Raw genomic sequence first — 11,735 nt, forward strand, 5'->3', positions numbered from 1 at the left:
GGCAGGGTCCGCCCCCCGGCTACCGGCCCCCAATGCCAGCCCCCACAACCCACAACTGGGCAGGGCTCGTGGGGCTGATCGTCGGCATCCTGGCCGTGGTGTGCGACCTGACCATGCTGCTCGCCCGGATCGGCATCTTGCTCGCCGTCGTGGGCGTGATCTTCTCCGGGGTGGGGCTCACGAAGGCACGAATCGGGACCGCCAACAACCGGCCCCTCTCCATCGCAGGCATGATCCTTAGCCTCGGCGGGATCGTGCTGGGCGCCATCATGCACGCGATGTTGCGCTCTATCTGAGGGCCGACCGAACCTTCAGGTAGACGCGGAACAGCAGCCCCGGAGGGGACTCTCTGTACTCGTTCTTCCTGTGCTCCAGAGGAGTGCAGGCGTGGCACCGCATCGGGGGCGGAGCCTCGTACATCCCCTCATTCTCAGGATCGGTCGTCTCTGAGAGAGGGAGCCCGCAAGCAGGGCACTCGTCCAGCTTGTTCCGCCGGTGCGCCTTAGCGTAGGCGAGATCCTCTTCCAGCCACTCAGCATCGTGAGTCAGCACCTCGCGAACCAGGCGCCCCTTCTCGTCGTACTCCCGCTCGATCACAGACTTGCGCTGCCGACCGAGCAGGATCGACCGCGGCACCCCGTACGCGGCGGCGAGTGCTACTTCTTCCGCGAGTTCCGGAGAATCTCGAAGGCTCGCCTGGATTTTGGGAGGTCGACACCGGACGCGTTCAGGTCGAACAGCATCGCCTGCAGGCCGTTCCACTGGCCGAGCGGCAGACGATCAACCAACGATGTGGCCTGTTCGACACTCATCTCCGGGTCGACCGCGCACGCCGCAAGCAGCGCCCGGCTGAACGTCTCAGCGTTCCACAGCCCGTCGTCAGAGTCCTCCCTGGGCGGGTGCGCAGCGATCAGATCAGACCACGCTTTGTGGGTGAGAGCGCGCAGCGTGATGGGGACCGTGTGCTCGGCCATCTCCGCCTCGATCTGCTGCACCCTCTTTGCAGCCGCCTTGGCCGCGGCGCTGACGCCGGCGAGAGAGCCGGAGTCGCCGCGTTGGGCAGCCTCCAGTTCCGCTTCGGCCTGCTCCCACTGGGCCTGAAGGTCCGGCCGTACGCAGAGCTGGTAGCTACGCTCGGGCAGACGGATCTGCCCGAGGATGTCGTCGATGCTCTGCACTATGCCGCCACCAGCGCGTCCGGGTCGGAGGTGGAGTGGTTGAACATCTTCGTCACGAACCGCTGCGCCGCGTTCAGCTCCGGCGGCTGCATGTTCGGCCGGCCGCACCGGACCGGGTACACCTCGACGTGCTGGCCGGCAGCGTAGGCGGTCTCGTGCGCCATGTTGCGGCGGACGACGAGATAGCCGAGCGTCCGGTCGGTGAGGGTGTTCCAGCCGATGTCCTCGGCGGAGACTTCCTTCCGCTTCACAGTCAGCTCGATCGAGTACTTCACCGAACCGGCGTCCTCGGTCTCGTCCCGCGAAGCCAGGGCGGTGTTGTCCACCGCGGCCTGCTCGGGGCTGATGCCGAGCCCGTCCTTGGTGATGTACTCCTGCAGGTCCACGCCCGCATTGCACTCGGCCGCGGTCGGCGCGGAGATGTTCGCGATCGTCAGGCAGAACGTCACCTTGACGTTGCCGTCGCCCAGAAGGTCGGCAGCCATGGGTCACTCCTCTTCAGTGGTCTTGGCCGCCGTGCTGCGGCGCGAAGTCTTGGGGGTCTCGACCGCCTCTGCAGGCGGGAGGTCAGGCTCGACGAACACCGCTTCCGGCGCAGCTTCGACGGGCTCGTAGTCGGGGAAGTGGTCGAGCGCCTCTGCGGCGATCTCTGCGGTGAGGCCCGTCGTCTTAGATCGGACCTTGATCCGGTTGCGCGGCATGTCAGATCCGCAGCGCCGCGAACGTCACGCTGGTGACGGACGAGCAGATGATCGTGGCCAGCCCGTTGTCGTCCGGGTCGCCGAACTCGGGAAGCAGCGGAATCAGCAGTTCCGCGCCAGCAGCGATGTTGTAGACCTTGTCGGGCTGATCCACCCCGTAGGAGGTCTGACCGACACCGGACACGGTGGCGGTGATACCGGCACCGGAGCCGTTCTTGTAGTGGACCCAGTTGCGAGGTCCGGCCTTCACCTTGTCTCCGGTCGTCGCCGTCGCGGCGTTGTAGGTGGGCGTGACACCAGCGACGGTGACCGCCTGAGCTGTGCGGGTAGCCACTACGGGCTCCTTTCGGGCATGCCGAAGAGCCCGTGCACCTGCCGGTGTCGGGCTACGAATTACGGGATGGGGTCAGGCGGGCTGAGACTTGAACTGGATCTCCACGACCGCCATATACACAGGCGTCGGCAGGGAGTCGTCCCGCCTCAACGGCCTCTGACCAGGGGGTGCCTGGACCGGGTAAGTGGACCGCCCGGCGACGTCCAGGCGCCGGCCGATCAGGGCGGCATTCACGTCGTCGAACCCGCGTTCGGCCTGGGTTGCTGTCGCACCGAAGATGCTGATCTGCGCCTGATAGTTCAGGTACTCGTACGGTTCGGCCGTGTTGCCTTCAGGCGTGCCAGGGAACGGATAGACGACCGCGTACCGGACGAAGCTTGACGATCCCGGGGTGCCCTGCCATCCCGCCCCTGATGGCAGTTTGGCCCGGTCGACCAGCATGGGGATCGCGGCAATGGCTTCCACCACGGCATCGGTGTGCGGAGTCGACGGCGCGACAGGGATCATTCGAGGGCCTTCTTCCCCACCTGTGACATCACGTCGTCGATCGGCGCTGTGGCCTTCTCGAACGCGGGCCGCATGTACGGCTGAGGCTCGGTTCCGGGATGCCAGACGCGGCGGCGGAACATGTCCTGGCCTTCGCTGTCGACCCAGTGCAGGGCCTTGGCGTCTCGGGGTCGGATCTCGTGCGGCTGTGTGCCGTACTCGACGTCGGCGCCATAGTTGGCGGTCGGGCCTGCCTCGAAGCCCATGCCGTCGTCGTCGAAGTCCTGGCCGATCGTGTTCTTCAGGTTTCCGGTGTCGACGGGTACGAGGCCCTGTGCGCCGGCAACGGTATCGAAGGCGATCTTCTTGACCACGACACGAGTGAGCGCTTCCGCCTTCGGGGGTGCCGCAGCGATGTGCTTGATCAGGCCGTCGACTTCGGAGACGTCCCAGCCCATCACGCCTCCGGTTCGCTGAGGTTGAGTTTCGCGCGCAGGACCCGCTCGAATCGTTCGGTCGCATACGCAATATCGGTGACGATGAGCTGCTTGCCGACGATCGCCGGGTCCGGGGCGCTGTCCAGGGTGACGAGATCGTGTTCTAGGACCTCGGCCGCGTCCCACTCGATCGCGACCTCGTACGAGGCAACGGCTGTCTGCTGCTCCCCCACCACGACGATCGACGATGGGGACGGCGCGGTGATCCTGCATGGCCCCGAATAGACCGTCGTTGCCGCAGGTGGATGCCAGGTTCCGTCTGGGTCGGTTGTGCCTTCCCCGACGCCGGGCCGCGTGATGGTGCAGCGGCCCGTCTGGGAACCAGTGGCAACCGGCCTGTGATGCTCGGACCACCTGGCCGCGATCGGCTGGTGGCCTGCGAGAGGAGACATGCAGCCTCCTCTCAGCAGGGCTCGTACCCGAGGTAGCCGGTGTACGGGTCGAAGTCGACGATGTCGAATCCCACCGAGTCGTCGCCGACGCCTTCGTCGACCTGACGGCGAAGCTCTGACGCTCGTGCGCGTAGCTCGGCAGCAACCTTCGGCCCGTCCGTCTGCAGATCCTGCGTGCGAATGGCCTTGGACACGAGCGCTTCGGAGGAGGCGATCGCGTCCAAGGCTTGGGCAGCGGCCAGTTTGACTGAGCCTTCCAGCGAGAGGAAGGCGTCGATCTGGTCGTCGGCGAGCAGCAGGTTGGCCTCGTCCACATCAGGGATGAGCAGCCTGACCCGGCCTCGGTCGGTGGTGTAGTCGATCGCCATCCGGCACCTCCTAGGAGGCGGGGATGACGGCGATACCCCACGAAGCGGACGCCGGGTCGACAGCGCCTGCGGTGCCGTTGATGATCCGGACCGTCACCGTGTTCGCCGCGGACACGAAGGCCGAGTGCACCAGGCCGGCGGTCAGGTTGCCGGGCGGAGCGACGATCACAAAGTCGCCCGTCGCGGCGCCGGTCACGGTAGCGGTCAGCGTGCCCACAGCGCCCGCGGCGATGGACGCGAAGTCCAGCGTCGCCGTGGCAGTGAGCATCTTCTGCGACGCCGGAACACGGCCCGACGCGTTCAGGCTGGCGAGGCCGCCGGCCACGCCCTTGGCGGTGGTGCCCATCAGGCCCCTCCTGTCTTCTTCGTTCGTCTGCGAGGCGCCCGCGGTGTTGGCTCAGCCAGTTCCGCGGGCTTGTCGCTGTCAGAGTTCGGCGTGGCCGGCTCTCGCAGCTCGACCTGCCCCTCGTCCGGCTCCTGCGTGCGTGCGGGGAGCCGGTCGAGGATTTCGCCGAGCCGGTCGTTAATCGCAGCCAGGTACGTCTCCGTGGCGTTGCGCGGCTGCGGCAGGCTCACGGCGTGCCGGTGCCGTTCGAGGCGACGGCCATCTTGTAGTCCATCAGGACGCCGCCCAGGACGTGGCGCACCTTGTGGCGGATGGCGTCGGTCTCGAAGTCGCCGTCCTCCACTGCGGCCATCCCGCCGCCAACGCGCAGCGAGTCGGGGGCCTTAACGAACACCTGCGGCTGCTCGTAGCCGCGCAGGAAACCGACCTCCATCGCCGGCCTCCCGGCCATGGTCTGGGCGATCAGATACCACGAAGTGTTGCCGTTGGCAGTGGCCGAGACGATCGGCAGCCACGGATTCACGACCACGCTGACGCGCCGGGCGAGCCAGTTGTTGACGCGCAACTGGTTGTGGCCCGTGCCATCGCCGCCGCCAGTCGCGGCGTCGATCTGCACAGCGTTGAGGATGTTGTTGGCCACGACCTCAAGCGCAGGCGGGACAACAAGCACGAGGTTGTCGATGAAGATGGGATTGCCGTCGCTGTCTCGCTGCGACGCCAGCACCGTCATGGCGACTTCAAGCGCCTCGACGGACAGCGCAGGGTTGCCGGTGACGACGTTGCCGTGCCCGGCGGAGAAGAACGTGCTGTTCGGGCCGCTCGCACTGGCGTACAGCCCGGTGACGAACTTGTCCTCGGTCATCTTCGCCGCACGCCCCAGGATGATCGGAAGCTCGCGGAAGGCGTCCAGGTCGTCGTTGACGCGCATCTCCCACGTCCAGTCGAGGCGGCGGCCCCGCTTGGTGACGCGGTACTCGTACTCGGATGCGATCAGCGCAGCCTCGGGGTACTCGCCGCGCTCCGGCACCTCGTCCAGGGTGGACGCCGCGCCGTCAAGGGCGAACCTCTTGACCGGCCGGAAGTCGCGCACAGTGCCGCGGCGCGTGTACATCTGCCACGTGGACGGCCAGTCCTGGTAGGCGCCCAGCAGCTGCTTGTCGAGGATGTCAGCGAACAGCAGACCGAAGTCGCTGGTGGTCATCGCCTCCTCGAAGTCGATCAGGGCTCTGCGGTCGCCATGGCAAGCCCGCTGGTAGAGGCGGGCCGCTTCCACCAGCCTGCCCCCGTAGTTCGGGTCGGCCTGGCGGCGGGCGCGCAGGCTACGAATGCCCTGCCCGGCGCCTTCCTTCAGCCACGCCGGGGTGGCCTCTGCGGCGGGACGGGTGCCCTCGTCCGGCAGGGTCGTCAGATCGGTCATGGTGGTGGTAGTCCTTCCCGGCCTCAGTAGCCGACCTTGACGCGGATACGAGTCGTCGCACCGCTGGAGACGGCCTCCAGCGCGTAGCCGAATCGGACGCCGTTGGTGTTGTCCTTGTTGAGCTTGTCGCTGTCGAAGTAGACGATGTCGCCGACGCTGACGGCGGCGTTGGTGGTGGTTTCGCCCTTGACCGGCAGGTTGAAGACGCCGTCGGTCTGGATGGTGGCCATGCCGTCGGCGTCCTCGGTGGTGAGGGCGACGGCCGGAAGCTGGCCGATGACGACGGGGTCACCGGACAGCACCTTGCCGCCGGCGCCGGTGCCGGTGACGGCAGAGACGTTGGCCTCGAACTGGTGGCCGTGCTCGAACACGCGGTTGGTAGCCATGTCAGCCACGCCCCTTCGCGGCGACGGAGGCCGCACTCTCGCTCATGCCGAGCGACACGAAGATGTCGTTCAGCTCGGACTCCACGTTGACCCGCGGGGTGCCACTCTCGCCGAGCCCGCGGACCTGACCGATGCCAGCCGCCTCAGCGAATCGGGTCAGGTAAGCGCGCTCGGACTCGATCGCGGCCTTGATGTTGCGGACCAACGCGGCCTCGTCCAGAGCACCCTCGTCGTTGAGGGGCAGGTTCTTGCCGGTAACGGCCTCGATGACGCGCTCATGCGCCGTCTCAGGCAGTGTCGACTCGGCCAGGGTCTCCGCGGTCTTGGCGCGAGCGGCGTCGTTGGCCTTGAGCCGCAGGTTCTCCCGCGTGGACTCCTCCAGCTTCGCCTTGGTCTCGGCCAGCTCACGCGACTGGTCGCCCAACTTGGCGATCTCCAGCTCGGCCTCGGCGAGCTTCTGCTTGGTCTCGGCGAGGGCGGTGCGCAGTTCTGCCGCCTCGCTCAGGTCGATCGGGCCGCCGTTCGGCGTGCCCTGTGCGGTGCCTCCGCTCACGGGGGCTACCTCCTTCAGGGTGGTGACCGGCGGCGCCGGTACGTCAGGGGCCGTAGTCTCAGCGACTTCGGCAGGCACGGCCTCGGGCTCTCGCCACGGGTCGCGCTGGTAGAGGTGGGCGGCGTCGGCCTCGATGCGGGAGGTGAACGCGGCCAGGGCGTCGCCGATCGCGGAGGAGCAGGTGATGCGCTCTTCTCGTGTCAGGCGCCCGTCGCCGTACATGTCGTCGGCGAGCTGGGTGAACATGCTGTGGATGCGGGATTCGAGCCACGCTCCGACGTTGGCCGCCTCGGTGAGGGCGCGCTGCTCCCGCCAGGAAAGGATGTCGCCGCCGCTGGGGCTGCCCGAGAAGGGACGCGCTTCGGTGGCCTTGCGGAGCAGGTCTCCTGACTGGGCCCTCGCGGACTCCAGGAGAGCGACGACCTTCCCTCCAGCGCCAGCCGCGGTCACGAAGTCCACGGACGCGGCCTCGGTCAGCGACGTGACGATCGGCCCACGAATCGACTCGTCCTTCGACGCCTCGACCGTCCCGGAGGCTCGGATGCTCATGCCGATGTCGCCGGCCATGGCCTCAACCACCGGAGCCCAGTGCGGGTACACCTCGACGTCCGCATACAGGCCGTCCCGCTCGTACACGGCGGTAGAGGCGAGCTTGCCGGCGAGGTCCCTGACTGACCGCTCAGGCCGGTCGTAGGACTCGGTGGCGCCCGGATGGTCGAGAAATACCGGCAGGCCCTCGCGGAACACTGCAGCGTCCCGCTTGAGCATCTCCGCTGGATAGAAGCCGCTGGAGCCCTGGATGTCGCCCTGGATGATGCGTGCCCGGAAGCGGCGCCCCTTCGGGGCCTGCCCTCCGGCGGCCTCAGCGAGCGACACGCGCTCGGTGAGCGCCTGCTGATCGGGCATGGTGACCTCCAGGTCAGGTGATGTCAGGCAGGAAGCCGGCGAAGACGAGCAGGGTTCCGGCTGTGCACACGAGCGCGGCAATCCACGCCTTGTGGACGGCGGCGTAGATGGCTGCGGCGAGCAGACACAGGGCGGCGATGATGGTCAGGAGTTCGGGCACGGACATCAGGTCCTCCGAGCGGGATGGATAGAGGTCGGCCGTCCCGCCGCTGCGGGCTGGCTAGCTCCCCGCCCTACACCGCGACGCCAACGCGGCCCGTAGGGCGCAATCAGCCTCCATCCGGGCAGCTGAGAGGGCGCGAACGGGACAGCCGAGAGGTCAGGGAGGGTGCGGTCTACTGGTCGCGCTGCACCATGAGGTAGCCGTTGGACCACCCGTCGACGGCGAGAGCACGGATGGCGTCGGCCTCGGTGCGGCCACGGTTCGCGAGCAGCCAGCGGCGCACAGCGGACCGGGCGGCGTCGCCCTGGTAGGTGACGGTTCCGTCATCGGCCAAGGTCGCGCGGGAGACGAGCTGCCCGTCCCGCACGCTGACGATGTTCACCACGACGGCCACGACGTCACCGTACCTTCGCGATCAGGTTCCGGCGCCCTCGTGCACGGTCGGCGAGCAGGTCGAGGACTTGCATCCCGTAGTCGATCCAGGAGCCGTGGCCGAGGTGGTCGAAGTCGGCCCTCAGCCCTTCGAGGCGTTGCCTGACTTCGGCGATGTCTGCCTTCGTGAACGGGTTGGTGTCACCCGTCACCCGGTCGGCGAACGGCGACTGGATGTACTCCAGCAGGCTCTCGACGCTTTCGGACGGCATCTCGGTCCAGGCGACACCGTGATCGATCGGCACCAGACGGCCCCGGTCGTCGAGCAGCCAGTTGCCGGCGTTGCGGTCCCAGTTGAAGATCAGCACGTCGAAGAGGCCGAGAAGGGCGCCCTCGTTGCTGTCGATCGCCGCCCGAAGGTCCGGGGTGAGGTCGCCGCCCCAGCCCATGATCTCCTGAGCTGTCTTGCCGGCGACGTACTCCATGAAGATGGCGTCGTCGGAGTTGCGGTAGACGCCCGGCGCCGGCAAGCCCAGCGTGCGGGCAACCAGGCTGGCGAGCTGCTCGCTCGCCGCCTCCTGCGTTCCGCCTGAGCCGGGCCGTGCCGTTTTGCGGACCACCTGGCGGCCGTCGGGATAGGTGAGTAGTTCGACCTCGGCGACTGCTCCGCCGCCAAGCGGCCTCCGGTCGTCTGGCGGGCCGCTTTCGACGAGGTCGGCGAGGTCTTCGATGCCGTCGAGCGTCCGGTGGTAGGGCTGCGCATCCTCCGGCACTGCCCGCATGGGTTCAGAAGCGGGGGCCGGCGCGGGCTGCGGTGCCGGTCGAGGCGTGACGTGTGTCTGCGGTTCCGGCTGGCGACCGGAGGCGATGCGCTCCAGATCCTTGACCGATCGCACCCCGTACGAGTCCCGCCATCCATCGGTGGTACGCAGCTCGGACAGGTCGTCCCAGCTGATGTCGCCGGACGTGAGCAGGTCGAGGCGGCGGCGGCCCATGATGGCGACCTGCTCCGACTCGGGCAGGTCGTTGAAGACCTGCCGGGCGTCGGGGATGAGGTCGTCAGGCTCGTCGATGTCGAATCCCAGATCCGCCCAGCTCTTGGTCTTCGGTGTCCTGCTGCAGCGGCCTTGCTGGTGATCGATCGGCCCCGGAACGCTTAACGGGAAGACCTTCCCGTGAAGGGCCCAGCAGCTCGGGCAGGTCCGGCCCCTACTGGAGTTGAGCTCCGCATGCCACACCCACCCTTCGAGGACGTCGCCGTGCTGCTCCTGCCCGATCTCGGCGGCCTGCCGGTGAGCATCAAGGGTTTCGGTGCGGGCGAGGTTGAGCGCCCTGGTCAGGCCGCCGTTGAACTCGCCTTCCAGGTTCTTCACCATGCGGGCCGCAGCGGTGCGCGGGTTGTCGCCAACCACCACGCCCCGCACGAGCTCGCGCTTCATCGCCTCGGTTGCCTCATCGGCGAGCGGCCAGTGTGCGGCGTTGATCTGCTCGGCGGTGCGGCGCACGATCGCGTCGATGGTGTCCGGCTGTTGGGCCCTGTAGCGGGCTGCGAGCGCTTGAGTGGACCCGTACGGGAGCTGTGAGGCGACCAGGTCTCCCTGCCCCTGCAGTCCCACCCGTGCGGCTTCTGCGGCTGCTGTAGCGGTCTGGGAGCGCGTCAAGGTGGCAAGGCGTTCCAGGCTCGCCCCCACGATGTCCAATGCCCGCATGGCGCGGCTGGTCCGCTCGATCTGCCGCCTCGTCGGCCACCGACCGTCGCCGATCTGGAGGAGTTCGGTGATCGCGGCGGCGAGATCGAACACCACCTCATCCCACGCCCTCACCCAGGCAGCAGTCAGGGAGCGGGTGACGCCGTCCACGATGAAGCCAACCTGCCGGCGGAGCTGCTCGGCGATCCTCAGCGTCTCTGCTGTGATCGCCATCGCCTACTCCTCGTCGTCATCCTCAGAGGTGTCGGCCTGGTCCTGCTTGTCGGCCTGCTCAGGATCGGCCGGCCCGTCGTTCGCCTGGCCTGGCTTGCGGTCGGCAAGCAGCGCCGCCGGGTCCTCCCCACGACGGAAGGCATCGATGGCAGCTTGGCCGGCACCCTTCGCTAATCCTTCAGGGGGCCGGAAGTTGCCTTCCTCGTCGGTCAGCGCTTCGAGGATGGACTCGACGTCCCTCACGCCGAGCGCTTCCAGGAGGAGGCGTACGACAACGAGGGGCGGCAGGTAGCCAGTGCCGTCTGCCTTGGTGATCGAGTCGATGATGACGCCGGGGTCGAGGTCGTCGATGTCGGGGAACGAGATGTCCACCGTCCGGTCGGTGTCCTGGGCGAGCTCGACGGTCTCGATGTTGTCGTCGTCCCGCACGACCTTGCCCTTGAGGGCACCTTGCGGAGCCTTGACGGCCTGGTCGATGACGTGGTCGAGGATGCGCCGGTACGCTTCCGCCCACACGGAGCGGCGCAGCTCCATGCTTCGCTCGGTGGGGGTGTCCAGCGTTTCCGCCGTCGCCCTGGCGCCGGTGGTGCCGGGGTCGCCGAGCAGCATCGTCACCGGCACGTCGAGGGCGGCGGCAACCATGGCGGCGAGAGGCCGGCCTGACTCGGAGTCGATCGTTGCCCCGCTCTTGGGGATCGCTTCTAGGCTCATGTCGGGCGTCATCAACGCCGTGGCGCCGGCGCGCTGCGGATCTCCGCTGTAGCGGTCGGTGGCTGGAGCTTGTGCGATGCGGGCGCGGGCCGCGGCCTGCTTGCTGCCCTTGCTTGTGAGGCGCCAGGCGAACCGTGACAACGCCTTGATGAGGGTCGCCCAGTCCTCCAAGAACGACTTGTACGCCTGCGCCCAGTCGACCGCGGCGTACGAGTCGGGCACCCCGAACTTCCAGCCGAGTTGTGCGTTGACGCGCACGTGGTAGACGGGGGCGTCCCACAGCACTTCGGCGAGCTGGTTGTCCCCGTAGTAGGGGAACGTCAGCCGTCGCGGCTTGAGGGGCGGGTTGTAGCCGAGCGCTGGGTAGTAGGCGACGCGCCTCTCCTGGATCACGCCGGAGTCGGTGCGGACGTCCTGCCACCACTCGCGCCGGTAGAACCAGGGCTCGCTGCGGTCTTCGGGGTTGCAGATGACGTCTGTGATCTCGTCCCAAGGCAGCGTCCGCACCTGCACCCGTCCAGTGCGCGGGCTGGTGAACAGGGCGAGAAACACGTTGCCGTCGCTATAGAGGGCCCGTTCCAGCTCTTCGTGCGCCTGGTCGCCGGTCAGCGTGCGCCGGTTCCCGGGATCGTCCAAAAAGCGCTGAACGACGCTATTGACGTCCTGCCCCTGCTCCCCCGTGGCGCGGGCGCTGATCTGGACGCCCTGCCCCCACACGTAGCCCGTGCGGAGCGACAGGCCGCGGCGGAGAAGCGGCGACTTGATCGTCATGATGCGGCACACCGCTGTGATCTGCTCCAGCCCGCCCCGGGAGAACTCCTCCTCCACCGTGGCGGTGAGCCGCTGCCACCCCGGCTCGTACATGCGGGCCTCAAGGTCGGCGATCGACTCTTGCAGGTGGGCGACCATCTGCCGTTCGGCCTTGACGACCTCGGCCAGTTCGGTCCGGCCGGTCACCCGGTAGAAGGTCTCCTGGAGTCGGGAGGCGATACCCACGGCGGCC

General features: G+C 67.9%; 18 protein-coding genes. 1 reads left to right on the forward strand and 17 read right to left on the reverse strand.

Annotation, left to right across the window (positions count from 1 at the left end):
- The first annotated feature begins 68 nt into the window (after positions 1–68).
- The gene (locus ACIBK9_RS47080) at positions 69–296 is read left to right on the forward strand and encodes a hypothetical protein (RefSeq protein ID WP_397165606.1); all 228 of its coding nucleotides are present in this window, start codon (positions 69–71) and stop codon (positions 294–296) included.
- Here ACIBK9_RS47080 and ACIBK9_RS47085 read toward each other — a convergent pair.
- From ACIBK9_RS47085 to ACIBK9_RS47165, 17 genes are all read right to left on the reverse strand, one after another.
- Complete coding sequence (locus ACIBK9_RS47085) at positions 289–597, reverse strand: hypothetical protein (RefSeq protein WP_397165608.1); 309 nt, start codon at positions 595–597, stop codon at positions 289–291. The genes ACIBK9_RS47080 and ACIBK9_RS47085 overlap by 8 nt on opposite strands.
- A 59-nt stretch (positions 598–656) precedes the next feature.
- Positions 657–1,178, reverse strand: coding sequence for a hypothetical protein (locus tag ACIBK9_RS47090; RefSeq protein WP_397165610.1), 522 nt, complete (start codon positions 1,176–1,178; stop codon positions 657–659).
- Positions 1,178–1,663: a hypothetical protein gene (locus ACIBK9_RS47095; protein WP_397165612.1), complete on the reverse strand. Its 486-nt coding sequence runs from the start codon at positions 1,661–1,663 to the stop codon at positions 1,178–1,180. The genes ACIBK9_RS47090 and ACIBK9_RS47095 overlap by 1 nt, the downstream gene beginning before the upstream one ends.
- 3 nt (positions 1,664–1,666) lie before the next feature.
- Positions 1,667–1,879: a hypothetical protein gene (locus ACIBK9_RS47100; protein WP_397165613.1), complete on the reverse strand. Its 213-nt coding sequence runs from the start codon at positions 1,877–1,879 to the stop codon at positions 1,667–1,669.
- Position 1,880: 1 nt separating this feature from the next.
- Positions 1,881–2,213, reverse strand: coding sequence for a hypothetical protein (locus tag ACIBK9_RS47105; protein WP_397165615.1), 333 nt, complete (start codon positions 2,211–2,213; stop codon positions 1,881–1,883).
- Between the two features lie 72 nt (positions 2,214–2,285).
- Positions 2,286–2,720, reverse strand: a complete 435-nt coding sequence (locus tag ACIBK9_RS47110) for a hypothetical protein (protein ID WP_397165617.1) — start codon at positions 2,718–2,720, stop codon at positions 2,286–2,288.
- The gene (locus ACIBK9_RS47115) at positions 2,717–3,157 is read right to left on the reverse strand and encodes an HK97 gp10 family phage protein (protein ID WP_397165618.1); all 441 of its coding nucleotides are present in this window, start codon (positions 3,155–3,157) and stop codon (positions 2,717–2,719) included. Before ACIBK9_RS47115 ends, ACIBK9_RS47110 begins: the two co-directional genes overlap by 4 nt.
- Complete coding sequence (locus ACIBK9_RS47120) at positions 3,157–3,588, reverse strand: DUF6093 family protein (protein ID WP_397165619.1); 432 nt, start codon at positions 3,586–3,588, stop codon at positions 3,157–3,159. The genes ACIBK9_RS47115 and ACIBK9_RS47120 overlap by 1 nt, the downstream gene beginning before the upstream one ends.
- A gap of 11 nt (positions 3,589–3,599) precedes the next feature.
- Positions 3,600–3,956: a hypothetical protein gene (locus ACIBK9_RS47125; protein WP_397165621.1), complete on the reverse strand. Its 357-nt coding sequence runs from the start codon at positions 3,954–3,956 to the stop codon at positions 3,600–3,602.
- Between the two features lie 10 nt (positions 3,957–3,966).
- On the reverse strand, positions 3,967–4,302 hold the full coding sequence (locus ACIBK9_RS47130; RefSeq protein ID WP_397165622.1) for a hypothetical protein: 336 nt from the start codon (positions 4,300–4,302) through the stop codon (positions 3,967–3,969).
- Between the two features lie 226 nt (positions 4,303–4,528).
- Positions 4,529–5,719: a Mu-like prophage major head subunit gpT family protein gene (locus tag ACIBK9_RS47135; RefSeq protein WP_397165624.1), complete on the reverse strand. Its 1,191-nt coding sequence runs from the start codon at positions 5,717–5,719 to the stop codon at positions 4,529–4,531.
- Positions 5,720–5,742: 23 nt separating this feature from the next.
- Positions 5,743–6,105 (reverse strand): capsid cement protein, encoded by a 363-nt coding sequence (locus ACIBK9_RS47140; RefSeq protein ID WP_397165626.1) that lies wholly within the window; start codon positions 6,103–6,105, stop codon positions 5,743–5,745.
- 1 nt (position 6,106) lies between these two features.
- Positions 6,107–7,564: a hypothetical protein gene (locus tag ACIBK9_RS47145; RefSeq protein WP_397165628.1), complete on the reverse strand. Its 1,458-nt coding sequence runs from the start codon at positions 7,562–7,564 to the stop codon at positions 6,107–6,109.
- Positions 7,565–7,577: 13 nt separating this feature from the next.
- Positions 7,578–7,730, reverse strand: coding sequence for a hypothetical protein (locus tag ACIBK9_RS47150; RefSeq protein WP_397165629.1), 153 nt, complete (start codon positions 7,728–7,730; stop codon positions 7,578–7,580).
- Between the two features lie 169 nt (positions 7,731–7,899).
- Positions 7,900–8,121: a hypothetical protein gene (locus ACIBK9_RS47155; RefSeq protein ID WP_397165630.1), complete on the reverse strand. Its 222-nt coding sequence runs from the start codon at positions 8,119–8,121 to the stop codon at positions 7,900–7,902.
- Positions 8,122–8,125: 4 nt separating this feature from the next.
- Positions 8,126–10,021, reverse strand: a complete 1,896-nt coding sequence (locus ACIBK9_RS47160; protein WP_397165631.1) for a hypothetical protein — start codon at positions 10,019–10,021, stop codon at positions 8,126–8,128.
- 3 nt (positions 10,022–10,024) lie between these two features.
- On the reverse strand, positions 10,025–11,689 hold the full coding sequence (locus ACIBK9_RS47165; RefSeq protein ID WP_397165632.1) for a hypothetical protein: 1,665 nt from the start codon (positions 11,687–11,689) through the stop codon (positions 10,025–10,027).
- Between the last annotated feature and the right edge of the window lie 46 nt (positions 11,690–11,735).

This window comes from Nonomuraea sp. NPDC050227 (assembly GCF_044459705.1).
Lineage (GTDB): Bacteria > Actinomycetota > Actinomycetes > Streptosporangiales > Streptosporangiaceae > Nonomuraea.